Annotated in this window: 26 protein-coding genes; 9 read left to right on the top strand and 17 right to left on the bottom strand. The window is 65.2% G+C overall.

Annotation, left to right across the window (positions count from 1 at the left end; translation table 11 throughout):
- Together OKA11_RS21550 and OKA11_RS21545 are read left to right on the top strand one after the other, a co-directional pair.
- On the top strand, nucleotides 1-283 hold a 283-nt coding region (locus OKA11_RS21550; RefSeq protein WP_267224144.1), incomplete at its 5' end, for a DUF6527 family protein.
- Complete coding sequence (locus OKA11_RS21545; protein WP_267224142.1) at nucleotides 280-678, top strand: hypothetical protein; 399 nt, start codon at nucleotides 280-282, stop codon at nucleotides 676-678. The genes OKA11_RS21550 and OKA11_RS21545, both read left to right, overlap by 4 nt.
- Before the next feature lie 303 nt (nucleotides 679-981).
- On the opposite strand, the gene OKA11_RS21540 is transcribed toward OKA11_RS21545, so the two are convergent.
- The 3 genes from OKA11_RS21540 to OKA11_RS21530 form a co-directional block, all read right to left on the bottom strand.
- Complete coding sequence (locus tag OKA11_RS21540) at nucleotides 982-1,830, bottom strand: Ntn hydrolase family protein (RefSeq protein WP_267224141.1); 849 nt, start codon at nucleotides 1,828-1,830, stop codon at nucleotides 982-984.
- Nucleotides 1,831-2,036: 206 nt separating this feature from the next.
- Entirely contained in the window at nucleotides 2,037-2,240 is a 204-nt protein-coding gene (locus tag OKA11_RS21535) for a hypothetical protein (protein ID WP_267224139.1), read from the bottom strand.
- 19 nt (nucleotides 2,241-2,259) lie between these two features.
- Nucleotides 2,260-2,493 carry a hypothetical protein gene (locus tag OKA11_RS21530; RefSeq protein ID WP_267224137.1) on the bottom strand — a complete coding sequence of 78 codons (234 nt, stop codon included), beginning with the start codon at nucleotides 2,491-2,493 and terminating at the stop codon, nucleotides 2,260-2,262.
- A 320-nt stretch (nucleotides 2,494-2,813) separates the two neighbouring features.
- Between OKA11_RS21530 and OKA11_RS21525 the strand changes: the two genes are divergently transcribed.
- Nucleotides 2,814-3,557: a phage antirepressor KilAC domain-containing protein gene (locus OKA11_RS21525; RefSeq protein WP_267224135.1), complete on the top strand. Its 744-nt coding sequence runs from the start codon at nucleotides 2,814-2,816 to the stop codon at nucleotides 3,555-3,557.
- A 44-nt stretch (nucleotides 3,558-3,601) separates the two neighbouring features.
- Here OKA11_RS21525 and OKA11_RS21520 read toward each other — a convergent pair whose 3' ends face one another.
- From OKA11_RS21520 to OKA11_RS21495, 6 genes are all read right to left on the bottom strand, one after another.
- The gene (locus tag OKA11_RS21520) at nucleotides 3,602-3,859 is read right to left on the bottom strand and encodes a hypothetical protein (RefSeq protein WP_267224133.1); all 258 of its coding nucleotides are present in this window, start codon (nucleotides 3,857-3,859) and stop codon (nucleotides 3,602-3,604) included.
- Nucleotides 3,856-4,290: a hypothetical protein gene (locus tag OKA11_RS21515; protein ID WP_267224131.1), complete on the bottom strand. Its 435-nt coding sequence runs from the start codon at nucleotides 4,288-4,290 to the stop codon at nucleotides 3,856-3,858. The genes OKA11_RS21520 and OKA11_RS21515 overlap by 4 nt, the downstream gene beginning before the upstream one ends.
- Nucleotides 4,291-4,441: 151 nt before the next feature.
- On the bottom strand, nucleotides 4,442-5,599 hold the full coding sequence (locus OKA11_RS21510) for a hypothetical protein (RefSeq protein WP_267224130.1): 1,158 nt from the start codon (nucleotides 5,597-5,599) through the stop codon (nucleotides 4,442-4,444).
- A 346-nt stretch (nucleotides 5,600-5,945) separates the two neighbouring features.
- A complete protein-coding gene (locus tag OKA11_RS21505) occupies nucleotides 5,946-7,367 on the bottom strand; it encodes an aldehyde dehydrogenase family protein (protein WP_267224128.1) in 1,422 nt (473 codons plus the stop codon).
- Between the two features lie 94 nt (nucleotides 7,368-7,461).
- Entirely contained in the window at nucleotides 7,462-9,228 is a 1,767-nt protein-coding gene (locus OKA11_RS21500; protein WP_267224126.1) for a thiamine pyrophosphate-binding protein, read from the bottom strand.
- Nucleotides 9,229-9,383: 155 nt separating this feature from the next.
- A complete protein-coding gene (locus OKA11_RS21495) occupies nucleotides 9,384-10,613 on the bottom strand; it encodes a CaiB/BaiF CoA transferase family protein (RefSeq protein ID WP_267224124.1) in 1,230 nt (409 codons plus the stop codon).
- A gap of 151 nt (nucleotides 10,614-10,764) precedes the next feature.
- Between OKA11_RS21495 and OKA11_RS21490 the strand changes: the two genes are divergently transcribed.
- The 4 genes from OKA11_RS21490 to OKA11_RS21475 all read left to right on the top strand — a co-directional run bounded on the left by OKA11_RS21490 (nucleotide 10,765) and on the right by OKA11_RS21475 (nucleotide 14,976).
- Nucleotides 10,765-11,931: an acyl-CoA dehydrogenase family protein gene (locus OKA11_RS21490; protein ID WP_267224122.1), complete on the top strand. Its 1,167-nt coding sequence runs from the start codon at nucleotides 10,765-10,767 to the stop codon at nucleotides 11,929-11,931.
- A gap of 97 nt (nucleotides 11,932-12,028) precedes the next feature.
- Entirely contained in the window at nucleotides 12,029-12,919 is an 891-nt protein-coding gene (locus OKA11_RS21485) for an HpcH/HpaI aldolase/citrate lyase family protein (RefSeq protein ID WP_267224120.1), read from the top strand.
- A gap of 1 nt (nucleotide 12,920) precedes the next feature.
- Nucleotides 12,921-14,207, top strand: coding sequence for an acetyl-CoA hydrolase/transferase family protein (locus OKA11_RS21480; protein ID WP_267224117.1), 1,287 nt, complete (start codon nucleotides 12,921-12,923; stop codon nucleotides 14,205-14,207).
- A gap of 1 nt (nucleotide 14,208) precedes the next feature.
- Nucleotides 14,209-14,976: an enoyl-CoA hydratase/isomerase family protein gene (locus OKA11_RS21475; protein WP_267224115.1), complete on the top strand. Its 768-nt coding sequence runs from the start codon at nucleotides 14,209-14,211 to the stop codon at nucleotides 14,974-14,976.
- A gap of 15 nt (nucleotides 14,977-14,991) precedes the next feature.
- Here OKA11_RS21475 and dcd read toward each other — a convergent pair whose 3' ends face one another.
- Nucleotides 14,992-15,546, bottom strand: a complete 555-nt coding sequence (gene dcd, locus OKA11_RS21470) for a dCTP deaminase (protein ID WP_142635779.1) — start codon at nucleotides 15,544-15,546, stop codon at nucleotides 14,992-14,994.
- Nucleotides 15,547-15,665: 119 nt separating this feature from the next.
- Between dcd and wecB the strand changes: the two genes are divergently transcribed.
- Together wecB and wecC are read left to right on the top strand one after the other, a co-directional pair.
- Nucleotides 15,666-16,802: a non-hydrolyzing UDP-N-acetylglucosamine 2-epimerase gene (wecB, locus tag OKA11_RS21465; protein ID WP_267224112.1), complete on the top strand. Its 1,137-nt coding sequence runs from the start codon at nucleotides 15,666-15,668 to the stop codon at nucleotides 16,800-16,802.
- A 252-nt stretch (nucleotides 16,803-17,054) separates the two neighbouring features.
- Entirely contained in the window at nucleotides 17,055-18,359 is a 1,305-nt protein-coding gene (gene wecC / locus OKA11_RS21460) for a UDP-N-acetyl-D-mannosamine dehydrogenase (RefSeq protein WP_267224109.1), read from the top strand.
- Between the two features lie 256 nt (nucleotides 18,360-18,615).
- On the opposite strand, the gene OKA11_RS21455 is transcribed toward wecC, so the two are convergent.
- The 7 genes from OKA11_RS21455 to OKA11_RS21425 form a co-directional block, all read right to left on the bottom strand.
- Nucleotides 18,616-19,248: a MarC family protein gene (locus OKA11_RS21455; RefSeq protein ID WP_267224107.1), complete on the bottom strand. Its 633-nt coding sequence runs from the start codon at nucleotides 19,246-19,248 to the stop codon at nucleotides 18,616-18,618.
- A 4-nt stretch (nucleotides 19,249-19,252) separates the two neighbouring features.
- Nucleotides 19,253-19,954, bottom strand: a complete 702-nt coding sequence (locus OKA11_RS21450; RefSeq protein WP_267224105.1) for a hypothetical protein — start codon at nucleotides 19,952-19,954, stop codon at nucleotides 19,253-19,255.
- Nucleotides 19,951-20,847, bottom strand: a complete 897-nt coding sequence (gene folD / locus OKA11_RS21445) for a bifunctional methylenetetrahydrofolate dehydrogenase/methenyltetrahydrofolate cyclohydrolase FolD (RefSeq protein ID WP_267224103.1) — start codon at nucleotides 20,845-20,847, stop codon at nucleotides 19,951-19,953. The genes OKA11_RS21450 and folD overlap by 4 nt, the downstream gene beginning before the upstream one ends.
- Nucleotides 20,847-21,140, bottom strand: a complete 294-nt coding sequence (locus tag OKA11_RS21440) for a YggT family protein (protein WP_267224101.1) — start codon at nucleotides 21,138-21,140, stop codon at nucleotides 20,847-20,849. Before OKA11_RS21440 ends, folD begins: the two co-directional genes overlap by 1 nt.
- A gap of 217 nt (nucleotides 21,141-21,357) precedes the next feature.
- The gene (locus tag OKA11_RS21435) at nucleotides 21,358-21,924 is read right to left on the bottom strand and encodes a hypothetical protein (RefSeq protein ID WP_267224099.1); all 567 of its coding nucleotides are present in this window, start codon (nucleotides 21,922-21,924) and stop codon (nucleotides 21,358-21,360) included.
- 49 nt (nucleotides 21,925-21,973) lie between these two features.
- Nucleotides 21,974-22,873: an acetylglutamate kinase gene (gene argB / locus OKA11_RS21430; RefSeq protein ID WP_267224097.1), complete on the bottom strand. Its 900-nt coding sequence runs from the start codon at nucleotides 22,871-22,873 to the stop codon at nucleotides 21,974-21,976.
- Between the two features lie 65 nt (nucleotides 22,874-22,938).
- Nucleotides 22,939-23,616 (bottom strand): queuosine precursor transporter, encoded by a 678-nt coding sequence (locus OKA11_RS21425; protein ID WP_267224094.1) that lies wholly within the window; start codon nucleotides 23,614-23,616, stop codon nucleotides 22,939-22,941.
- Nucleotides 23,617-23,638: the final 22 nt, after the last annotated feature.

Here is a 23,638-nt window from a genome sequence, read left to right as displayed (position 1 = left end):
CCATCACGTGCCCGTAGGCGAAGGCCCAGGACCGCGCTGGGGTTTCAACGGAAACACCGACAATCCAACCTTCACGCCTTCGATCCTCGTCCGATCCGGTCACTATGTGCCTGGTCATGAAGGCGAGACTTGCTGGTGCAATTGGGAGGACAAGGACGAGTACCCTGACCTTCAATGCCGTGTCTGCCACTCGTTCGTTACGGATGGCATGATCCAGTTCCTCGGCGACTGCACGCATGCGCTCGCCGGGCAGACGGTGGCGATCCCGGAGTTCCCGCGATGAACCCGATCCCGATCGGCTGGTGCCTCACCGGTGCTGGCGCCGCGGCGCTGCTCGGCGCCTGGGGCGGCTGGACCGTCAACGACTGGCGCCACGACAGCAAGGCACTGGCCGCCGTGGAGACGGCCGCCAAGCAGCTGGACGCGGCCCGCGCCACGGTCGACCGCGCCGCTACCGCCTACGAACAGGAGAAGCCCATTGCAGCCGCTCAATCCTCTGTGCGCGAAAGCACGATCCGCGAGATCTACAAGGATCGCCCTGTTCCTGCTGACTGCGCCGTGCCTGATGCTGCTCGTAGCGTGCTCGACAACGCGGTCGACGCCGCCAACGCCCGAGCTGCAGGCCAACCTGCGCCAGCCCTGCCCGCCGCTACCCAAGCCGCCGACGCCGCTCACTGATCCGGAGCGGGCTGTCTGGGAGAACACGATGATCGCGATGTACGGCGATTGCGCGGCGCGGCACCTGCGGAGCGTCGAGGCTCGGCCCTGAAGCAAAGTAATGCGCCGACGCCTTGAACGGAGGCGCCGTCGCCTCTGACAGATCAGAGAAGAAGATTGGCCCCCACAAGAATGCCTAGCCCGTGGTCGGCTGCAGCTGGCTTTGTGCCCACGCTCCCGCTTCCGCCTTTGTCACGCTGGAAATGATACGGGGGCATCGGAAGATCGCGGGGCGCAGGAGGTAGGCGATCCGCGCGCTGGCTGTCAGACATGATCGGTCTCCATGTTAAGGCTTCGCGGATAGAAGTGCTTCCTCCTAATCCACTTAAAACCTTCATAACGCGTTACGGTTGCGATGTCGGTGTCTCCGCCGACGGTATCCGCTCCGTGTCGAAAATGAACGTACTGCTTCGTCACATCGACCAGAAAGTCCGCCAAGGCGATGGCGTCACCAGTTGGCATTGCCGGCTCCACCAACGGCGAAGCGGTGTGCCCCTTAATGAGTTCCATCAAAGCAGGCAACTTACTTTCCTCGACACCTGCCTTGAGGAGCGCGTCGCCGACAGCCGGACTGAACCCAAGCAAAAGGCGAGATAGAGCCTCTGGTTGTCCGGACCAAGTTACAAAATGGTCCGTGTCGGGCATTTGCTCCTCGGGTTCATGGCAGGCGCCATTGAAAATTAAGACCTTCCAAAGCTCGGCAGAGCGAGAACCACTGCTGTATCCGCCCACGTAGAACTCAAGCGAGTGGTCGCCATTCGGCGGGAATTCGAGATCTTTGTAATGCCTATCATAGAGGATTGCCTTCGCGCGCTTGGCGATATCCTCGATCGTATAGCTATTTTTGTCCAGGCCGCCTTTTTCCGGCGTCTCGCTCAATTCCCGCCGCAATTCCTTCGCGATGCTCGAAATCGAGGCGCTCCCGATATTGCCCATCCCGCAGGTCATCGCCGCAACAGGCAGGCCCTTCACAAGGTTGAACACCTTGTTGCCGTGGGCGTAGACATTGACGATTGCAGGGTTGCCGGCAGAATCCTGCCCGACCAATGATGTCGCACTGTCCGCCGCGAGGACCAGGCAGTCGTGAACCTTAACCCCTATGCAAATCGTCATATACCACCCCGCTTAACGCGCTTGAATCACGGCGCACGGAGAGCGTCAATAGAAATAAAGTTAAAGCGTGCAAAATCAGAGTCGCCGTGCATGGCGTCTTATGATTCAGCAAGAAAATTTGTTTACCTTTTGTTCTCATTGCAGAGTAAAATGGTGGCGATTACTTTTCTATTCCGCTTATGAGGCAAGCACCTCCTCGAACCGGATCACAGCCCGATCTCCCATGCCTTCAGGCCTTTCTGCTCAGTCGCCCCCGGCGACGCCCAGCAGATGCCGGGGCTGCCCCGATGCCCTAGCGTCACGCGGGCCCACCAGCGCTCAGGCTCGGGCTTCGTCTCCCACTCGAACCGCATGTCGAACTGCTCGGCATACTGGCGCAGGCGCGTATCGTCTGGTTTGCTCCTTTCCACGTCCGGCTGGACCACGGAGTTACGAACCCACGAAGCCACGGAACGGGATTGTCATCCCGTCGCCCCATGGCGATCTCAGCCGGAAGCCCTCCCAAGGCGCCGTCTCGTGGTCGCCATCGTGCCCCTTCTGCCGCAAGCACATCGAAAGCCTGTCCTCGCTCGGCGCGCCGCAGTGGTCCGAATTGATGAGGAAGCCCGCTCGGGGGAATTCCAGCACTTCGGCGCTCGCCTGGGCATCGCTCTGTGATCGCATATCTCATGCTCCGAATCGGTGTTTCCGATCAAGAACATATAGAGAACAAGAACGGCATGCGAGTCCAAAGCGTCCGTAGTGCCGCGCGCCGCGTCGGCGTACCGAAACGATTTCCACAGACATCACTTTTGCGGGAATCGACCAGAGAACGTAACGTGAAAACTGAGACCAGCTTCCCCGTGGAACGGGAAGGCCCTTGCCTCCAACAGGGGTGCGTGAGCGGAGACGTGTTGCTTTTGGTCGGGCACCGTCTCCGCCCACCGATCAATCGACCAAGCCTTGGATTGGAGGTCCGGGCCGGCCAATGAAAGGACACTGCAATGTCCCCCATCTCAAATACGCTACCGAGCGCATTCGGCAACCCCGCGCAGAAGATGACCAGCAGCGAGATCGCCGAGCTGGTCGAGTCACGCCATGACAAGGTGAAGCAGTCGATTGATCGGCTCGTTGAGCGTCGGGTAATCTCACAACCCCCATTGGGGGAAGTCAAAATCCAGCGCGAGCGCCGCGTTGAAACCACCACGGTCTATGTGTTCACCGGTGAACAGGGCAAGCGCGACAGCATCATCGTGGTGGCCCAGCTCTGCCCGGAGTTCACTGCCCGGCTGGTTGATCGCTGGCAGGAACTTGAACGCGCCTTCACGATCGATCCCCGCCGCGCACTGTCCGACCCGGCCGCGCTGCGGAACCTCCTGCTGGAGAATGTCGAGAAGGTCATCGAGCTGCAGGGCGAAGTAGAGGAAATGCGCCCTCAGGTGCAGGCCCTTGAGCGCATCGCCATGTCGGAAGGGTCCATGTGCATCACCGATGCGGCAAAGACCCTGCAGGTCCAGCCGCGCGCCCTGTTCTCATACCTTCGCGAGCACCACTGGATCTATCGCCGTCCAAATTCAGCTTCTGATATCGCCTACCAGGACAAGCTCCAGTCTGGCGCGCTAGAGCATAAGGTGACGGTGGTCACCAAGGCGGACGGGTCGGAGAAGACCACGACGCAGGTGCGCATCACCCCGAAGGGGCTCGCTCGCCTCGGCAAGCTATTCCCCCCGGTCGCACACGCAGCCTAGAATACTCCCCCGAGAGCTAATCACGCTCTCGGGGGACGTCCTCTTCACGCACCCCCGCTGCGAGAGAGGGAGCGGATATCACCGGCGATGTGAATTGCGGTGGTGACGGAACTCTCGTCGTAGTCACCGGCCGCCCAAGTATCAGCCACCTTTGCTGCCCCTTCGAGCGCAGCGCTGTGGGCCTCGTGGCGGTGGTGGGCGAAGGCTGCGAAGATGGACTTGTGCATGTATGCTGGGATCGACAGTAAAATGTCCTGGCATAGCGCCTCGCGATCCGCCTGCGTCACCTCTACCCCGGTCATGACGGGTCTCCCGGCGCTGCGAGGGCTTGGCGGGCAGCTTCCAGACCGCATGAACAGTCCGGTTCACGGAGTGCCCACGATTTCTGATAGATCGCGCATCCGACCGCATGGCTGGTGTGAGGAAGAAGCGCATCGATCTGCAATTTCAACCGCCGGTTGTCCTCTGCCATTGCGAGGATGGCGGGGATGCTTTGGACGAAGTACCGCCACAAGGCCTCATGCGCGCCGAAATGGCCGCCGATCCCGTAGAACTGCACGCCCAGCGCCACGCCATCGAAATTGCAGTAATCCGCTGCATCAAGTTCGCCATCGCCTTGGCAGGCGGGGCACTCGACAGTTTCGCATTCGGTATGCCGCGTGGCAGTCGAAAGGTCGCCCGGCGTGGCGGCCTGCACCAGCGCGCGCAGCTTGTCGGTGTCGATCTGGGTCATGAGCGGGTGTCCTCTCTGGTTTCGCGCGCTCCGCACTTGGAACAAATCACGAAGTGCTTTCCGGGGTCGGCCTCATAGGCGAACCAGCTTGCCGCTATACGCTTCCAGTCATGATCGCATTCGAGAGGCCCCAACAGACGCTTGATCCACTTCATTCCCCATTCTCCCCGTCTAGGGCATGGGCGGAAAGGGCGGCGCGGGTGAGGTCGTGCAGTTCGCGACGGATGTACTTGGCTGTCCTCTTCTGTCCGCGCCAATATCCTTGAGCGTGCTCGGCATCCGCTTTTACAAGTTCGTTCGACGCCTCGTCTTCCAGCGCTTCGCAGCGCGTGATGGTGGTTCGAACGGCCTCCACCAACCTTTCGGGATTGGTCGGGGCCGGGTGAGCGTAGAGCGGGAACGCCTCGTGGTTCACGAAGTACCCAGCGAAGTGCTCGGCCTCTTCCTTGCTGGCGGCAATGAATCCGCCATCGTCCCACACCATCTCGTGAGTTCCTTTGCGGCGTACTGACCAGACAAGAGGCTCCTCGCCCGCAGGTTCGGCGGCATAAGGCTCAACCCGCCAAGCATCTTGGTCCTCAGAGTGAACAGCCTCTGCATCGGCCCGGCGAGCGTATCGCGTGGCATGATCGCGCATCGCCGTCCACTCGGACCATCCACGGTTCCATGTCCTCCAACGGTCGCCGTTGCCGTTGCTGACGATCCAGCCAGCGCCCGCAGGTTCGGCGGGGCGCAGAGATGCCTTGACCGTCGTCGCGCCCTTCACCGCATCAGCCATGCGCTCCACGGTCTTGGCGATTGCTGCCGCCAAGTTCGCATCGGGTTCGGCGGGGCCGGATTGCAGGGCGGCGGGGCCGCCCCAAGCGATGGCGTCTTTGGCCTCATCAAGCATCGAACCGTCGACGCTGTAGTGCAATTCTCCCTTTTCATCGGCTTCACGGCATGCTTTATCGAGAGCGCGCAGAGCGTTGTTGCTGCGCTCTAGCTGAGCCTCCAGCCTTGCGATGCTGCTTTGCGCATTCATCAAGGCAGTCCATCGCGGATCAGCATCATTCGCCACCGCCTCCACCACATCCGCCTTCTCTGCGGTAGGGGTGGGGCGGCTGGCGATCAGGTCGAAGCAGGCGGATGCCGCATCATCGATCTCGCGCCTGTCGAGCTTGTATCCGAGGGGGTCGAGACCATGCGCTTGCGGTGCCGACGCGATCGCGTTAGCCAGTGCCCGGCGTAGCTCATCCGGCGCACACGAGAACGCCTCGTGAACATAAGTGGTCAGCAAATGGTCAGCAGATGCCTGTTTGTTCGACATTGATTCACGCTCCGTTCTTCATGTAGAAAACGGAAAACGTGGGTTTTAGGAGGCGCGCTCTCGTTTACACCGAGAGGGTCGGGGGTTCGAGCCCCTCACCGCCCACCATTTCCGGCATCACCACTTCCAGCTTCACCATTTTTGGCATCGCCGTTTCTGGCATCACCGTTTTTGGCGGTGGCATCCGGGACAGCCCGCAAGAGTCGCGTCGCTCGTGTCCTGCACTGGCTACGCCGGGCTGCGCTCTTGGGGGAGAAGCGGCCGTCGGCACCCAAAAGGCCCGAACCGGTCGCCGGATTTCACCGGCAACGGCGCGAGCCTTTCAGGCGGGCGGCGATGGGATCGTTCAGGCCGCGTTCCAGCCGATCACCGCCTTCGTTTCCAGATATTCGGCAAAACCGTGCTCGCCCCACTCGCGGCCGTTGCCGGAGCGCTTATAGCCGCCGAACGGCGCGTGGAAGTCGAAACCGCCGTTGACCCAGATCGCCCCGGTGCGCATCCGCCGCGAGACTGCACGGGCCGCGTCGAGGTCTTCGCCCGAGACGTAGCCGCCCAGGCCGAAGTTGGAATCGTTAGCGATTTCAACGGCATGGTCCACATCATCATAGCCGATGATGACCAGCACCGGGCCGAAGATCTCCTCGCGCGCGATGACCATATCGTTGGTGCCGACGAAGACGGTGGGCCGAACGTAATAGCCCTTGTCCAGTCCTTCGGGCTTGCCGGGGCCACCGGCGATCAGCCTGGCGCCTTCCGCGATGCCCTTCTCGATGTAGCCCTGGATGATCTCGTACTGGCTCTTCGAGACGACCGGGCCCATCGCGAAGTTGCCCCTGGGATCGCCCACGGTCACGCCGTTCGCGGCCTCGGTGGCGGCGGCGATGGCCTCGTCCATGCGCGCATTCGGCACCAGCAGGCGCGAGCCCGCCGAGCAGGTCTGGCCGGAATTGCCCATCATGCCGCCAGTGGCAGCCGCGACATTGGCGGCGAGCGAGGCATCGTCGAGCACGATCCATGCCGACTTGCCGCCAAGCTCGAGGCCGACGCGCTTCACGGTCTCGGCGGCGTCCTTCTGGATCTGCACGCCCACGGCTTCCGACCCGGTGAAGGAGATCATGTCGACGTCCGCATGGGTGGAGAGCGCGGTGCCGATCTCGCTGCCCTTGCCCTGCACCATGTTGAACACGCCCGCCGGAACGCCCGCGTCGTGCAGGATCTCGGCGAGGATCTGCGCCGAATAGGGGGCCAGTTGCGGCGGCTTCAGGATCATCGTGCAACCGGCGGCAAGCGCCGGGAAGATCTTCACGCAGGTCTGGTTCATCGGCCAGTTCCACGGCGTGATGAGACCGCAGACGCCGATCGGCTCCTTGCGGATCAGGGTGACCCCGCGCTGTTCCTCGAACTTGAAGTCCTTCAGCACCTCGATCGCGGTGGAAAGGTGGCCTTTGCCCAGCAGCGTGTGGAACCCGCAGGCGAGCGACATCGGCGCGCCCATTTCCTCGCTGACCGCCTCGCCCAGCTCGGCCTCGCGCTTCTGGTATTCGGCGAGGATCGCCTCGAGCAGCTCGAGGCGTTCCTTCGCGCTGGTCTCGCCGAAGGTGGCGAAAGCGCGGCGCGCGGCGGCGACGGCCTTGTCGACATCGGCGGCCGAGCCCAGCGAGATCGTGCCGGAGACCTCCTCGGTCGCCGGGTTGACGACCTGTGCGGTACGCGGCGCGATGGGATCGACCCACTGACCGTCGATGTAGAACTGGGTGTAATGGCGCATCGTTCTCTCCCGTTCCTAAAGCAAAACCGCCCCGCACTCGGATCGAGAGGGAGCGGCTTCGCTTCAGGTCTGCATTGGTTTTCCGGTGTCCGGCTTACTGGGTGCCCTCGGCGTACCAGGTGCGGAATTCGGAGTAGTTCGGCATTTCCTCCGAGTTCGCGGCCGGGTCGATCGGCACGTGGATCACGGTGCAGCCGCCGCGCTCGTAAGCGCGCTGGATGGCCGGGCCGATGTCCGCCGCCTTCTCGACATAGTCGCCCGCCGCGCCGAAGCCTTCGGCGATCTTGTCGAAGCGGACCTTGTCGGACCAGTGCACGCCGGTTTCCTTGGTGCCCTTGCCGAAAGTGCGCTTGTAGACGCCCACTTCGAGGCCCCACTGGAAGTCGACGCCGACCACGATCACCAGCGGCAGGTTCTTGCGCACGGCAACTTCGAGTTCGCCGATATGGAACAGGAACGAGGAGTCCGAGGTGATCAGCATGCCCGGACGCTGCTTGCCGGTCTCGGCCTGGTCGGCGAGCATGGCGCCGGTGGCATAAGGCAGGCCGGTGCCGATGTGGCCGTAGTTCTGGTTCCAGATCACGTCATGCGGCTTGGCCTGCGAGTACGTCCACTGGAAGATCACCGTGGCGCCGCCGTCGCGGATCAGGATGCCGTCCTTGGGGAAGGCCTTGGTCGCTTCGGTGACGAACTGGCTGGTGTGCATCTTCGCGGTCGAGCCGTCGGGCTTGCCGGCAGCGTCTTCGGCCAGATCGACCAGTTGCTGGGCATCCTGCTCGATATAGGCGGCCAGCTTGGCCGAAGGTTCGCGCGGACTGTCCTTCAGCGCGCGGACCAGCTGCGGCACCACGGCGCGCACGTCCCCCACCAGCGGCACATCGATCGGGCGGTTGACGCCGATCGCGGTCGGGTCCTGCTGGACGTAGATCCACTTGCGATTGGCCTCGTTGTCCACCCAGTGGCGCCAGCGGCCATAGTGGCTGGGCTCGCCCAGTTCGGTGGCGAGCGCCACGCAGCAGTCGCTTTCGACGACGGCGTCGATCGAGGCTTCCGAGAAGCCATAGGGGAACGTGCGGTCCTCGATCCCCTCGATGAACGAAGTGCCGCCCGAGGTCTGGATCACCGGGCACTGCATCAGTTCGGCCAGTTCGCGCACCGCCGCGCCGGACTTCGAGGTGTGGACGCCGTGGCCGACCAGCAGCACCGGGTTCTTGGCACTGCGGATGATCTCGGCCGCTTCGGCAATGCGGTCGCCATCGGCGCCCTGCATGGTCAGGCGGTAGCGGTGCGGAGGCAGCACCGGCGGCAGGTCGAGTTCCTCGAGGATGACGTGCGCGGGGTATTCGATATAGGCCGGCCCCGGCGTGCCCGACATGGCGACGCGGATCGCCTCGCGGACGATCTCGTCGGTCTGGTCGGCATATTCGATCGAGCTGGAGAACTTCACCGAATCCTCGATCATCGGCTCCTGCCGCACGAACTGGATACGGCCGCGGCGCACGCGGCGCTCGGTGATGCGGGCGCGCTGGCCGCCCATGAAGATCACCGGATCGTTCTCGACCTTGGCGCACTGGATCGCCGGCATCATGTTCGCCATGCCCGGCCCCAGCGTGCCGATGCAGAGCGCCGGCTTGCCGGTGATGCGGGCAGCGGCGGCGGCCATGTGGCCGGCGGAGGCTTCGTGGTGCGGCGAAACGACGGTCCAGCCGCGCGATTCGGCTTCGAGGAAGAGGTGGACGAAGTTGGGATCGGGAATGCCGAACAGGGTCTTGATGCCCTCGGCCTCGAACAGGTCGAGAATGCGCTTGTAGACCGGGGTGCCCTTGCGCGCCTGTGCCGGCGCTTCGGGCGCTTCAGCCATGGGTTGATCGTCGTACATCGTCTTGCCTTCCTCTCGATCCGTGTTCTGCCCGCTGGACGGGTGAATCAGGTTGCCGCTTTTCGCCCCGAGGCACGGCCTGAACAGATGGTTAGCCCAAGCCTCGGGACGCTGTCAGGTGAAATCAACAGTACTGTTCACTTGGAATCGACTGCTATCGCCGGGGCGACGCTGGGGGCCTCCGGGGCCAGCTCTCCCAGCACCGCCTCGTTGTCCTGCCCCAGCGTCGGCGCGGGTCCGCGAACCTTGCCGGGCGTGGCGGAAAACCAGGTCGGCACACCGGGGAAGCGCACCGGGCCCTGCTGTGTCTCGACCTCTTCGAAGAAGCCGATGGCGTTGAGATGCGCGTTGTCGAAAAGCGCGTCGGTGGAGCGCAGCGGCGCGCAGGGAATGTGCAGGCCGCGCAGGGTATCCAGCCATTCCTGCGTGGTGCGGGTGAGGAACGTCTCGCCCAGCAGGGCGTAGACCCGGCCGATCTGGCGCGCGCGCTTTTCCAGCGTGGAGAACGCGTCACCCAGTTCACCGCGCGCCCATTCCGGCTGCACCGATTCGACGAAGGCGTTCCAGTGCTTGTCGTTGTAGACGAGCGCGGCGACGTGGCCGCCCTTGGTCCTGTAGGGCCGCCGGTTGGGCTCGACCGCGCGGTGATAGTGCGCAGGCGTGGTCGGCGGCGTGAACATCGCGCCGTTGGCGTGTTCCACCAGCATGAACGAGGTCATCGCCTCGAACATGGTGACTTCGACTTCCTGCCCCTCTCCAGCCCCTCTGCCCCCGGTGCGCTCGCGGTGATAGAGCGCCATCATCGTCGCGTAGAGCGCGTGGAGGCCCGCCACCTTGTCCGCCATGATCGTGGCGACATAGCCCGGCTCGCCGTTCATCAGCCCCTGCACATGCGGGATGCCGCATTCGGCCTGGATGGTATCGTCATAGGCGGGCTTGTCGCCCTCCGGCCCGCGGCGCGAATAGCCGTAGCAATTGGTGTAGATAATGTCCGGCCGGATCGCGCGCACCGCTTCGTAGTCGAAGCCCAGCTTGCGGATCGCGCTGCCGCGCATCGAATGGATGAAGACGTCCGCCGTGGCGATCAGCCGGCGCAGCACGTCGCGGTCCTGCTCCTGCCGCAGATCGAGCATCAGCCCGCGCTTGCCGCGATTCACGTTGACGTAGATGCCGCCCATGCCGGGCACCGGACCTTCAGTGATCCAGCGGGTATTGTCCCCCTCCGGCGGCTCCACCTTGATCACTTCGGCGCCCATGTCCGCCATGATCTGCGTGGCATAGGGGCCGAAGACCACGCTGGTGAGGTCCACCACGCGCAGCCCTTTCAATGGTCCGCCGGCACATCCGTTTTCCTTGCTCGCGGTCAAGGCCCTCTCCTTCTCGTTGGCCTATGCGTAACGCACCGCCAGAGCGAAAACCATTCGTATTTGCGTTTGATGAACCCATATCGGCACGATGATGGTTGTGAGCGATGGGCCGTGCTGCTAGTCCGATCAGCGGGAAGACAAGAGGATTGCCATGGATTTCGCCTTTACCGACGACCAGCAGAACATCCGCGAGGCGGTTCTGAGGCACTGTTCGCAGTTCTCTGACGAGTACTGGCTGGAAAAGGATCGCAGCGGCGAATTTCCTACCGAGTTCCACAAGTCGATGGCCGATGCCGGCTGGCTGGGCGTCGCCATGCCCGAAAGCGTGGGCGGTGCGGGCCTCGGCATTACCGAAGCGGCGGTGATGATGCAGGCGGTGGCGGAAAGCGGCGGCGGCATGAGCGCGGCCTCTTCGATCCACCTGCCGGTCTTCGGGCTGGAGCCGGTGATGCTCTACGGCACCGAGGAACAGCAGCAGCGCATGATCCCGCCGATCCTCTCGGGCGAGGAGAAGATGTGCTTCGCGGTGACCGAGCCGAACACCGGGCTCGACACCACCAGCCTCAAGACCCGCGCCGAAAAGGTGCCGGGCGGCTACCGCGTCAATGGCGAGAAGGTGTGGATCACGCAGGCCCATGTCGCCGACCGGATGCTGATCATCGCCCGCACCACCCCGCTGGAAGAAGTGAAGACAAAGACCGAGGGGCTCAGCCTGTTCTACACCAGGCTCGATCGCGACCACATCGAGACGCGGATCATCCCGAAGATGGGCCGCCACGCGGTGGGATCGAACATGATGTTCATCACCGACCTGTTCATCCCGGATGAGGATCTGATCGGCGAGGAAGGCCAGGGCTTCCGCATCCTGCTCAAGGGCCTCAACCCCGAACGCGTGCTGCTGGGCGCCGAAGCCACGGGTCTTGGCCGCGTCGCCATCCAGCGCGCCTCCCGCTATGCCCGCGAACGCGTGGTGTTCGGGCGGCCGATCGGCCAGAATCAGGGCATCCAGCACCCGCTCGCCAAGGCGTGGATGCAGGTGGAGGCCGCCAGCCTGATGGTGTTCAAGGCCGCCACCCTGTTCGACAAGGGGCTGGACTGCGGCGTGGAGGCCAATGCCGCCAAGTACCTCGCCGCCGAAGCCGGGTTCGAGGCCTGCCAGACCGCCGTGATGAGCATGGGCGGCATGGGCTATGCGCAGGAGTACCACGTCGAGCGGTACCTGCGCGAAGTGATGATCCCGCGCATCGCCCCGGTCAGCCCGCACCAGATCATGAACTTCATCGCCGAGAGGGTTTTGGAACTGCCCAAGAGCTATTGAGGCCGCTTGCCTCATCCCGGACTTGACCCGGAAGCGCTGTCGGCCAAGCAAGACCTCGAAGCAGCCCCGGACAGGCATCGGGACGACTGGAGAGAACATGCCCGTAACCCATGAAGCTATCGCCGCCCGCTCCTGGCTTTTCGCGCCGGGCGACAGCGAGAAGAAGATGACCAAGGCGATGGACGGCGAGGCCGACATCGTCCTGATCGACCTCGAAGACGCCGTCGCGCCCGATGCCAAGGCCGCTGCGCGGGTGATGGTGCATGACTTCATCGCCGCCAACCCCGACCAGCGCGGCCGCCTCTGGGTGCGGGTGAACCCGCTCGACGGGCCGCACACGCTGGCCGACCTCGTGGCGGTCATGCCCGCGCGTCCCGGCGGGATCATGCTGCCCAAGGTCTATGGCCGGCAGGACGTGGAAGTGCTGGACCGCTATCTCGAAGCGCTGGAAGTGGCCAGCGGCATCGAACAGGGCTCGACCCCGGTGATCGTGCTGATCACCGAGACGGCCGAGGCGATGTTCCACACCGGCGACTACAAGGGCGCGCCGCGCGTGGTGGCGCTGACCTGGGGCGCGGAAGACCTCGCCGATTCCATCGGCGCCTCGTCCAACCGCAATGCGGACGGATCGTACGCCTTCACCTACGAACTGGCCCGCAGCCTCACCGTGCTGGGCGCGGCGACCGCCGGCGTCACCGCCATCGAGACGATCAGCGCCGACTTCAAGGATCTGGAAGCGCTCAAGGCCCGCGCCGAGAAGGTCCGCCGCGACGGCTACCGCGGGATGATGGCGATCCACCCGGCGCAGGTCCCGGTGATCAACGAGGCGTTCACGCCGACCGAGGCGGAGATCGCCGAAGCGCAGGAGATCGTCGACGTCTTCGCCGCCAATCCGGGCGTCGGCGCCATCGGCTGGAAGGGCGGCATGCTCGACCGCCCCTACCTCGCCCGCGCGCAGCGGCTGCTGCGGCAGGCAGGCAGGCTGTAAGATGACGCTTCGGCTGGCCGCATCCCAGCTCGACCTCTCGCGGTTCCTGAAACCGGGCGACCGCGTGGTGTTCGGCCAGGCCTGCGGCGAGCCGACCACGCTGGTCGAGGCGCTGATCGAACAGGGGGAGGCCATCGGCGGCCTCCACGCCTTCATCGCCACCAGCTTTTCCGGCCTGTTCACGCCCGAAAGCGCGCGCGCCTTCCGCCTCTCCAGCATGGGCGCGATCGGCGCGCTGCGGAGCATGACGAAAGCAGGCCAAGATGGCAGGGGGGCGCTGGATGTCATCCCCGTCCACGTCAGCCAGATCGCCTGCCTGATCGAGGCCGGGATCATGCCCTGCGACGTGGCGATGATCCAGGTCAGCCCGGCCGATGCCCGGGGCAATCACAGCTGCGGGTTGATCTGCGACTACGTGCGCGCGGCGGTGGACAAGGCGCACCTCGTGATCGCCGAAGTCAACGAGCAGGTGCCCTACGTTCCGGGCGAGACGATCCCCGGCGAACTGATCGACGTCGCCGTCCACGCCAGCCGTGCACCGGTGGAAGTGGCGCCTGCGAAGATCGGCCCGACCGACGAAGCGATCGCCCGCCACTGCGCCGAATTCATCGGCGACGGCGCGGTGCTGCAGACCGGCGTCGGCGCGGTGCCGGACGCGATCCTGCGCCTGCTGCACGACCGCCGCGACCTTGGCGTCCATTCGGGCATGCTGGGCGACGGGCTGGTCGACCTTGCCGAAATGGGCGTGCTGACCAATGCCCGCAAGGAGATCGACCGCGGCGTCTCGATTAACGGCGCGCTGATCGGCACGCGGCGGCTCTATGACTGGGCCGCGCATAATCCGGCGATCCGCATGACCCCCACCAGCTATACCCACGATGCCGGCACGCTTTCCCGCCTCTCCCGCCTTGTCACCCTCAACTCCGCGCTGGAAGTGGACCTCACCGGGCAGGTCAATGCCGAGCAATCGGGCATGAGCTATCTTGGCGGTACCGGCGGGCAGGTCGATTTCGTGCGCGCCGGTGCCCGTTCGCCGGGCGGCGCCTCGCTGATCGTGCTGGCCTCCACCGCCAAGGGCGGCGCGCTCAGCAAGATCGTCCCCGCCCTCTCCGGCCCCGTCACCACCGCGCGGACCGAGGTGGACGTGATCGTCACCGAATACGGCGCGGCGCAATTGAAGGGCCAGACGCTGGCCGAACGCGCGAAGCGGCTGGTCGCGATCGCCCATCCCGACTTCCGCGAAGACCTGTCGCGCGCCGCCCACGCCATCGAGAACAGAGGCTTCTGACATGTCCGACGCGGTCCTCTACGAAGCGCGCGCCGACGGCATCGCGATCCTGACCATCAACCGCCCCGAACAGCGCAATTGCCTGAGCCGCGAAGTGCGCGAGGGACTGCGGGAGGCCTGGGCGGCGTTCGAGGCCGACGCCTGTGCCCGCATCGCCGTGCTCACCGGCAGCGGCGACACCGCCTTCTGCGCGGGCGGCGATCTCAAGGAGATGGTCGAAACCGGCATGGCCGTGCCGCCGCGCGACCTTTACGCGCTGCCCTACGACACCATCGAACTGACCAAGCCGACCATCGCCGCGGTCAATGGCCATGCCTTCGCGGGCGGCTGGATGATCGCGCAGGCCTGCGATCTCTGCGTCGCGGGCACCCACGCGAAGTTCGCGATCACCGAGGTGAAGGTCGGGCGCGGCAGCCCCTGGGCCTCACCGCTGATCCACATGATCCCGCAGCGGATCATGATGGAGATCATGCTGACCGGAAAGCCGATCACCGCAAGCCGTGCTTACGAGATCGGCCTCGTCAACCGTCTTGCCGCGCCCGGTGCGGTGCTGGACGCGGCCATCGAACTGGCGCTGGAAGTGCTGGAAGGCGCGCCGCTGTCGGTCAAGGCCGCGCGCGAGACGGTGATGCTGGCGACCGAAATGGGCCGCTCCGCCGCGCTGCAGGCAGCGCGCGCGGCGCATGAACTTACCTACAACAGCCAGGACGCGCAGGAAGGCCCGCGCGCCTTTGCCGAGAAGCGCAAGCCGGTCTGGTCAGGCAAGTAGCGAGGATCCAGCCCCTCAAAGCTTCGGCAGGGTCACCCCGAGCTGGCCCATGTACTTGCCCGCACGGTCGGCATAGCTGGTCTCGCAGGGCTCGTTGCCCTTCAGGAACAGGAACTGGCACGCGCCTTCATTGGCGTAGATCTTGGCGGGCAGCGGCGTGGTGTTGGAGAATTCCAGCGTCACGTGCCCTTCCCAGCCCGGTTCGAGCGGGGTGACGTTCACGATGATGCCGCAGCGCGCATAAGTGCTCTTGCCAAGGCAGATCACCAGCACGTCGCGCGGCACCCGGAAATATTCCACCGTGCGGGCCAGTGCGAAGGAGTTGGGCGGGATCACGCAGACGTCGGTCTCGCGGTCCACGAAGGAATTGCTGGCAAAGTCCTTGGGATCGACCACCGCCGAATCGACATTGGTGAAGATCTTGAACTCCGGCGCGACGCGCGCGTCATAGCCGTAGGACGAGAGGCCGTAGGAAATGCAGCCGTCGCGGCGCTGGGCCTCGACGAAGGGCTCGATCATTCCGTGCTCGAGCGCCTGCTCGCGGATCCACTTGTCGCTGAGGATAGACATGGCGAACTGATTGCCGATGGACGCCGACAGGGCAAGTCCGGCCTGCGATATTGTCCACGAATGACGCGCCGCTTCGGTTTTAACTTCGGCATTACCCCGGCTCTGGTATGGCCTTGGCGATGACCGAATCCGCTCCCGCCCGCATCCTCCTCGTCTTCGGCACCCGGCCCGAGGCGATCAAGCTGTTCCCGCTGGTCCATGCGCTGAAGGCCGATCCGCGCTTCGAATGCGTGGTCTGCGTCTCCGCGCAGCACCGCCAGATGCTCGATCAGGTGCTGGAGATCGCCGGGATCGTGCCCGATCACGATCTCGACGTGATGCAACCGGACCAGACGCTGGATGCGCTGACCGCCAACCTGCTTACCGGCCTTGGCAAAGTGATGGACGCGGTGAAGCCCGACCGCGTGATCGTGCAGGGCGATACCGCCACCGCCATGGCGGGCGCGCTCGCCGCCTATTACCGCAAGCTGCCGGTCGATCATGTCGAGGCGGGGCTGCGCTCGGGCAATATCCACCACCCCTGGCCCGAGGAAGTGAACCGCAAGATCATCGGCGCCATGGCCAGCCTCCACTTCGCGCCGACCGACACCGCGCAGGCGGCGCTGCTGCGCGAGAATGTCGATCCCGCGCGTGTCCACGTCACCGGCAACACGGTGATCGACGCGCTGCACTGGGTCGTCGCCGAAATCGAGCGCCAGCCGGAGCTGGCCGCCGGGCTCGCCGATCTGGAAGCGCGCTTTGCCGGCAAGCGGATCATCGGCGTCACCAGCCACCGGCGCGAGAATTTCGGCGAAGGCATGGAGCAGATCGCCAGGGCCATCCGCGAGATCGCCGCGCGGCCCGACGTGGCGGTGATCTTCCCCGTCCACCTCAACCCCAACGTGCGCAAGGTGATGAACGAGCGCCTCTCGGGGCTGGACAACGTCGCGCTGATCGAGCCGCTCGACTATCCGCACTTCGCCCGTCTCATTTCCATCGCCGAGATCATGCTGACCGATTCGGGCGGCGTGCAGGAAGAGGCCCCCGCGCTGGGCAAGCCGGTGCTGGTCATGCGCGAGACCACCGAGCGGCCCGAAGGCGTCGCTGCGGGAACCGCCAGACTCGTGGGAACCACGGCCAGCAAGATCGTTACCGAATTATCAACCCTGCTCGACGATAACATGGCATACGAGTCCATGGCGCGCGCCCACAATCCATTCGGGGACGGGCAGTCCTCGCGTCGAATCGTGGAGTTGCTTGCCAGTGAAATCGGATGAACGAACCTGTCCGGCTCATTGGGATGCTCCGGGACGGAGCCAATTTTGGCCCAGTGCAAGGCACGAGGAGGGAGCAATGCCTGCCCATTGTGACCGACGAGCAACGCAGCAATGGGCCAAAATTGGCCCGCCCCTTCGGGGTTGGCATCGGACGTTCGCCGGGGGCGTCACGACGCTTGTCCGGGGCGACCAGCCCGCCCGGCGCGCCGCTCCAACCCAGCGAACGTCCAATGCCAATCACGGAGTATCCCAATGAGCCGGACAGGTTCGCCGCCTGACGTCTGTGTCGTCGGCCTCGGCTACATCGGCCTTCCCACCGCCGCCGTGATTGCCCGCGCCGGGTGCAAGGTGCTGGGCCTCGACGTCTCGCAGGCGGTGGTCGACACCATCAACCGGGGCGAAATCCATATCGAGGAAGTCGATCTCGACGGCCTCGTTCAGGGCGTCGTCTCGCGCGGGCTGCTTTCGGCCTCGACTGAGATCGCTCCCGCCGACGTCTTCGTGATCGCGGTGCCGACGCCGTTCGACAAGAACCACGCGCCCGACATTTCCTATGTCCTTGCCGCCGGCCGCGCGGTCGCGCCGGTGCTGAAGGCCGGCGACGTGGTGATCCTGGAATCGACCTCGCCGGTCGGCACCACCGAGGAGCTGCGCGACCTGATCGCGCAGTTGCGGCCGGACCTGAAGATTCCCGGTCTGACGCGCGATACGCCCGACGTCTCGATCGCCTATTGCCCCGAGCGGGTGCTGCCCGGCCGCATCCTCGAGGAGCTGACCAACAACGACCGGTCGATCGGCGGCGTGACCCCGCGCTGCGCGCGCAAGGCGCTGGCCTTCTACAAGCGCTTCGTGCGCGGCGAATGCGTGACCACCGACGCCCGCTCGGCCGAGATGACCAAGCTTGTCGAGAACGCCTACCGCGACGTCAACATCGCCTTCGCCAACGAACTCTCGATGGTGGCGGACCGCATGGGGCTGGACGTGTGGGAAGTCATCCGCCTCGCCAACCGTCACCCGCGCGTGAACATCCTGACCCCCGGCCCCGGCGTGGGCGGACACTGCATCGCCGTCGACCCCTGGTTCATCGTCCACGGCGCCCCCGACGAGACTCCGCTGATCCGCACCGCGCGCGGCGTCAACGATCACAAGATGCACCACGTGATCGCCAAGGCCGAGGCCCTGCTGGAAGCCGATCCGCACGCCAAAGTCGCCTGCCTCGGCCTTGCCTTCAAGGCCAACATCGACGACTTCCGCGAAAGCCCGGCCCGCTTCGTCACCAGCCGCCTCGCCCGCAAGTTCGGCAGCCGCATCCATGTGGTCGAGCCTTACGCGGCGCAGCTTCCCATCGAGTTCACCGATACCGGCGCCGTGCAGATCGACATCGACGATGCGCTGGAGACCTGTGACATCCTGATCGTGCTGGTCGACCACGACGTGTTCCGCGTGGTGCCGCTGGCCGAACGCGCGGACAAGCTGGTCTACGACACGCGCGGGATCTGGCCGGATCAGCCGCGTGTGGTGCGGGAAGAAGCGGCGAAGCTGGCTTTGGCTGGTTGAAGAAGAAGAACAACAGCAGGGGATAAAGCAGGGGAGCCCATCGGCGAAGCTCGGGATAAACTCCGCCCCCCTGCCCCCCCAATACCGTCTGCGTTGAGTCCTGCACGATCCGCCGCGCGCCCATGGCTGCGCCGGCAGACCTATTGGCTGCGCCGCAGCGAGCGCACTACGGTTAGGTGGTGCGCAACGAAGACGCTTTGAGGGTCTGGGGGATCTCCCGAGCCTGTCGAAGGGCCCCAGGACTTCCGCTTCATTCTTAAAGCAAAACGGCCTTCACCCCGTCGATCACGTACTGCGCGGCCAGAGCCGCCAGCAGCACGCCGAGCAGGCGGGTAATCACCGCCTCCACCTTGTCGCCCAGCACCCGCATCAGCGGTCCTGCGGCAGCGAGCGCCGCAAAGCTCAGCACCATCACCGCGGCCATTGCGGCCAGGATCGCCAGCGTTTCTTCCATGCCATGCGCACGCGAGGTGAGCAGCATGATCGTGGCGATCGACCCCGGCCCCGCCAGCATCGGCATCGCCATCGGGAACACCGAGACGTCATCGACCTCGGGGGTTTCCATGTTGTGGGCGATGATCTTCTCGGCCCGTTCCTCGCGGCGCTGGGTGCGCTTTTCGAAGACCATGTCGATGGCGATCATGAACAGCATGATGCCGCCGGCGATGCGGAAGGCATTGAGTTCGATGTGCAGCGCGCCCAGCAGGCGTGCGCCGAACAGGGCAAAGACCACGAGAATGGCCGCCGCGATCAGGCAGGCGCGGGCCGCCATCGAGATCGCCTGCGAGCGGTTCGCCTCTGCCGAAAGACCGGCGTAGATCGGCGCGCAGCCGGGCGGGTCGATCACCACGAAAAGCGTGACGAAGGCGCTGAGAAAGATTTCGTACATAGGGTTACGGGGCCTTCGGCGCGGCGACGTCGCTGCGCATCACTTCGGTCATGGTGCCGTTCTTCATCAGCGAGACGATGAGCGAGCGGGACTGGTCGGCACCCACGCGGTACCCCCATGCCAGGGTGCCGTCATCGGAACGGCCTTCGCCGGTCAGGCCCGGCGGCCCCTTGGCCGGTTCGGGTCGTTCCATCTGGGAACGCGGGCCGCCCCGGGGGCAATCGGCCACCGAGGCGGAAAGCATGTCGCTGTCCGGCAGCGGCTGCGCCAGCGTGTCGCCCTGATCGAGTACCCAGCGGTAATCGCTCTTTTTCCAGCGCTTCTGCCAGATCGTGGTGAAATAGCCGACCGTCCCGTCCGGCCGCTGCCACGCGCCCTTGGTGACCCCCACGGTACCGTCGCAGCTCATCCAGACTTGCGCGGCCTGCCACTGCACGGCGGCGGGCGGGTCCTTGCGGCCACCCAGCCATTGCAGCGCGCGGACGGGCTCGGGCACGAACATCACCGCGTCTTCGGCGGCGGTTTCGCGAAAGGCGGTCCACTGCCCCTTCTCGCGCGCCAGACGGGCGAAGGCGATCTCCGCCGCGATCAGCGCACTAGGGTTGGCCGTGCCGACGCCGGGTGCCCGCTCGGGGCGGCGCGCCAGCGCCGGTGTCGCCACCAGCGCCAGCCCGGCCGCTCCCGCGAGAACCCGGCGCAGGATCAAAGCGCGCTCTCGTCGAAGTCGAGACCGGCATTGCGATGGGCGGCAACGATGGTGTTGCGCAGCAGCACCGCGATCGTCATCGGGCCGACGCCGCCGGGAACCGGGGTGATCGCGCCGGCAACCTCGCAGGCCGAGGCGAAATCGACGTCGCCCACCAGCCTGGTCTTGCCTTCCTCGGCACCCGGAACGCGGTTGATGCCCACGTCGATCACGGTGGCGCCGGGCTTCAGCCAGTCCCCCTTGACCATTTCCGGACGGCCGACCGCGGCCACCACGATGTCGGCGCGGCGGACGACCTCGGGCAGATCCCTGGTCCGGCTGTGCGCGACGGTGACGGTGCAGCTCTCCGCGATCAGCAGCTGCGCCATCGGCTTGCCGACGATGTTCGAGCGGCCGATGACCACGGCGTCGAGACCCGAGAGCGAGCCCAGCTTGTCCTTCAGCAGCATCACGCAGCCCAGCGGCGTGCAGGGCACGAAGCCCGGCAGACCGGTGGCGAGCCGCCCGACATTGACGACGTGGAAGCCGTCCACGTCCTTGTCGGGGTTGATCGTGGCGATCACCTTCTGCTCGTTCATGTGCGGCGGCAGCGGCAGCTGGACGAGAATGCCGTCGACGCGCGGATCCTCGTTCAGTTCGCGCACCAGCGCCAGGAGGTCCGCCTCGGCGGTGTCGGCAGGCAGCTTGTGTTCGAAACTGGCCATGCCGGCGGCCACCGTCTGCTTGCCCTTGTTGCGGACATAGACCTGGCTGGCCGGATCTTCGCCCACCAGCACGACGGCGAGGCCGGGCTTGCGGCCGGTGCGGGCCTCGAAGCCGACGGCGGCGGTGCCGACGCGCGCGCGAAGGCCCTCGGCAAAGGCCTTGCCGTCAATGATGCTTGCCTGCGTCATCAGGAATAGGCCCTTGCAAGGTTGCCGACGATGATCTGCACGATCGTCAGGCCGATGATCAGCGCCATCGGCGAGAAGTCGATCGGCGAGGTGTTCGGCATGATCCGGCGGATCGGCCGCAGCATCGGTTCGAGGATCGCGTTGAGCGCGGTCCACACCGCCGAAACGAACTGGTTGTGCATGTTGACCACGTTGAACGCGATCAGCAGCCCCAGCACGAACTGCACGATCACCACGAAGAGGATGATGCTGATCAGGTAGTCGATTATCTGGTAGAGGGTGAGGAACAGCAACGCCGGCTCCTTGAAATGCATAGGGATGCGTTCTGGCCCGCGAGCGGCGGACTTTTCAGCACTTTCTCAGGCGCTGATAGCCGAATGGCGGGCGCCGGGGCAAGGGCACGTCCACGATGGACGGATGGGCATCGACCAAGGGCCAAGGGCCGGAACCAAAGGCCGGGACCAAGGGCCAGGCACCAGGGCCGAAATGCCCGGCGTTGCTCACGCCATGCTATTGCGGCAGCGTGGAACTGCGCTCGATGCGCCAGGTGAGCTGCTCGGCGCTCGCCCCCGGCACGTCATTGACGCGGCGCAGGACGATGGTGCCCCGGCGCGAAGCGCGGCCATCGGCAAAGTCGATCACCAACGGCGCCTCGTAATAGAGCGAACCGGCGGCGCCTTCCATGTCGCCCTTGCCGACCGCGATCTTCGGACCGGCATCGCCGCCGAATTCCTTCGCCAGCTTCTCGGGCGTCATCTGCGCATCGAGGGTCCACGCGCGGGCGGCATCCGCCCAGTCCCCCACGCGCAGGGCATTGGTGTAGAAGCGCAGCAGGCGTTCCGGATCGCGGCGTTCGTTCAGCGCTTCGAGATCGAGCTTGGCGACGGCATCGGCATCGGCATCGGCCGCAGCGCTCGCACTGTCGCTGGGCGCATCGTCGGTGAGCGCGGCCGCCTCGCTCGCTTCCATGCTCGCCGCGCCGCTGGGCTGGGCGTCCGGCTCCTTGCTGCAGCCCGCGAGCAGAAGCGCGAAAGCCGAAACGGAAAGAACCGGGGCGAGAAGGAAGCTGGTACGCATTGTAATCGAAAGGGCCTTTCTGCCGGAATTTCCCCCCGCTGCAGGTATCTTAGCCGGCCCGGATCAGTGTGCCCGCGCCTTCCTGCGTGAATATTTCCAGCAACATGGCATGGGAAACCCGCCCGTCAAGCACGACCGCCGCCTCGCAGCCCGCTTCCACCGCATGGACGCAGGTTTCCAGCTTGGGGATCATGCCGCCGGAAATCGTGCCGTCCTGCTGGAGCACCTTGATATCGGCGGGCGTAAGGTCGGTCAGCAGTTCGCCCTGCTTGTCGAGCACGCCGTGCACGTCGGTCAACAGGAACAGCCGCGCGGCCCCCAGGGCTGCGGCGATGGCACCGGCCATGGTGTCGGCGTTGATGTTGTAGGTCGCCCCGTCCTCGCCCGGGGCGATCGGGGCGATCACCGGAATCATGCCGGCGGCCGAGATCGTCTCGATCACGCTGGTGTCGATCTTCGCCGGCTCGCCCACGAAACCGAGGTCCACCACGCGCTCGATATTGCTGTCCGGATCCTTGGCGGTGCGCTGGACCTTGGCGGCCGTGACGAGACCGCCGTCCTTGCCGGAAATGCCCATGGCCTTGCCACCGGCTTCGCTGATCCAGCCGACGATTTCCTTGTTGATCACGCCCGAGAGCACCATTTCGGCGACCTTGGCGGTTTCCTTGTCGGTGACGCGCAGACCGTCAACGAAGCGCGATTCGACGCCCATGGTCTTGAGCATGGCGCCGATCTGCGGACCGCCGCCGTGAACGACCACGGGGTTGATCCCCACGGCCTTGAGCAGCACCACGTCCTCGGCGAAATCGCGCGCGAGTTCGGGATCGCCCATGGCATGGCCGCCGTATTTCACGACGAACGTGCGACCGGCATAACGCTGCATGTAGGGCAGCGCATCGACGAGCGTCTCGGCCTTCGAGAGCATGGCGGGATCGTGAGGATTCGGCATGGAGGCGCTTTAGTCCTCTGCGTCAGGATTTAAACCCAAAATCGCGGGAGAATCCGCCGATTGTCTCAGCCGCCATCCAGCTTGCGGCCCAGCTTCACGAAAAGCCAGATGAAAGGCGGCACCATGATCGTGGAAAGCAGGACCTTCGAGATGATCTGCCCCTCCATGATCTGCCAGAGCGGCAAGACGCCCGCAAAGGAGATGGTGATGAAGATCAGGGTGTCGACGATCTGGCTGAGCAGGCTGGCGATCCAGGCGCGGACGATCAGCAGACCGCCCTCGCGCCCGGCGGCAAGCCGCGCGAACACGGTGACGTTGAGCGTCTGCGACACGCCGTAGGACACCAGCCCTGCGAACTGCATGCGCGCGCCCTGCCCCAGCAGCCGGGCATAGGCCTCCTGGTCCTGCCAGAACGGCGCGGGCGGCACGACGTTGATCACCAGCGCCAGCAGGCTCATCGAGACGATCAGCGGGATGAAGCCGAAGCGCACCAGCCGGTTGGCGACAACCGTGCCGTGCAGTTCGGCCACCGCGCTGGAGATCACCACCAGCAGCAGAAACGCGAAGATTCCGGACTCCACCGCAAGGTCACCGACCAGCGGCCAGTGCCCCAGCGAGGCGATCTTGATGCCCAGCACACCGGCCAGGACCACGAGCCCGCCGTAGAGGGGCGTGAAGACCATCATCGAGCGGGGAATGAGAATCGCGCGGGACTGCGCGCTTGCCGGGGCTTGCGGTTCCATGGCGATGCTCTAACGGGCTTGG

Origin of the sequence: Novosphingobium clariflavum (assembly GCF_026420865.1) — a bacterium.
GTDB lineage: Bacteria > Pseudomonadota > Alphaproteobacteria > Sphingomonadales > Sphingomonadaceae > Novosphingobium > Novosphingobium clariflavum.
This window is presented reverse-complemented; position numbering and strand designations above follow the sequence as displayed.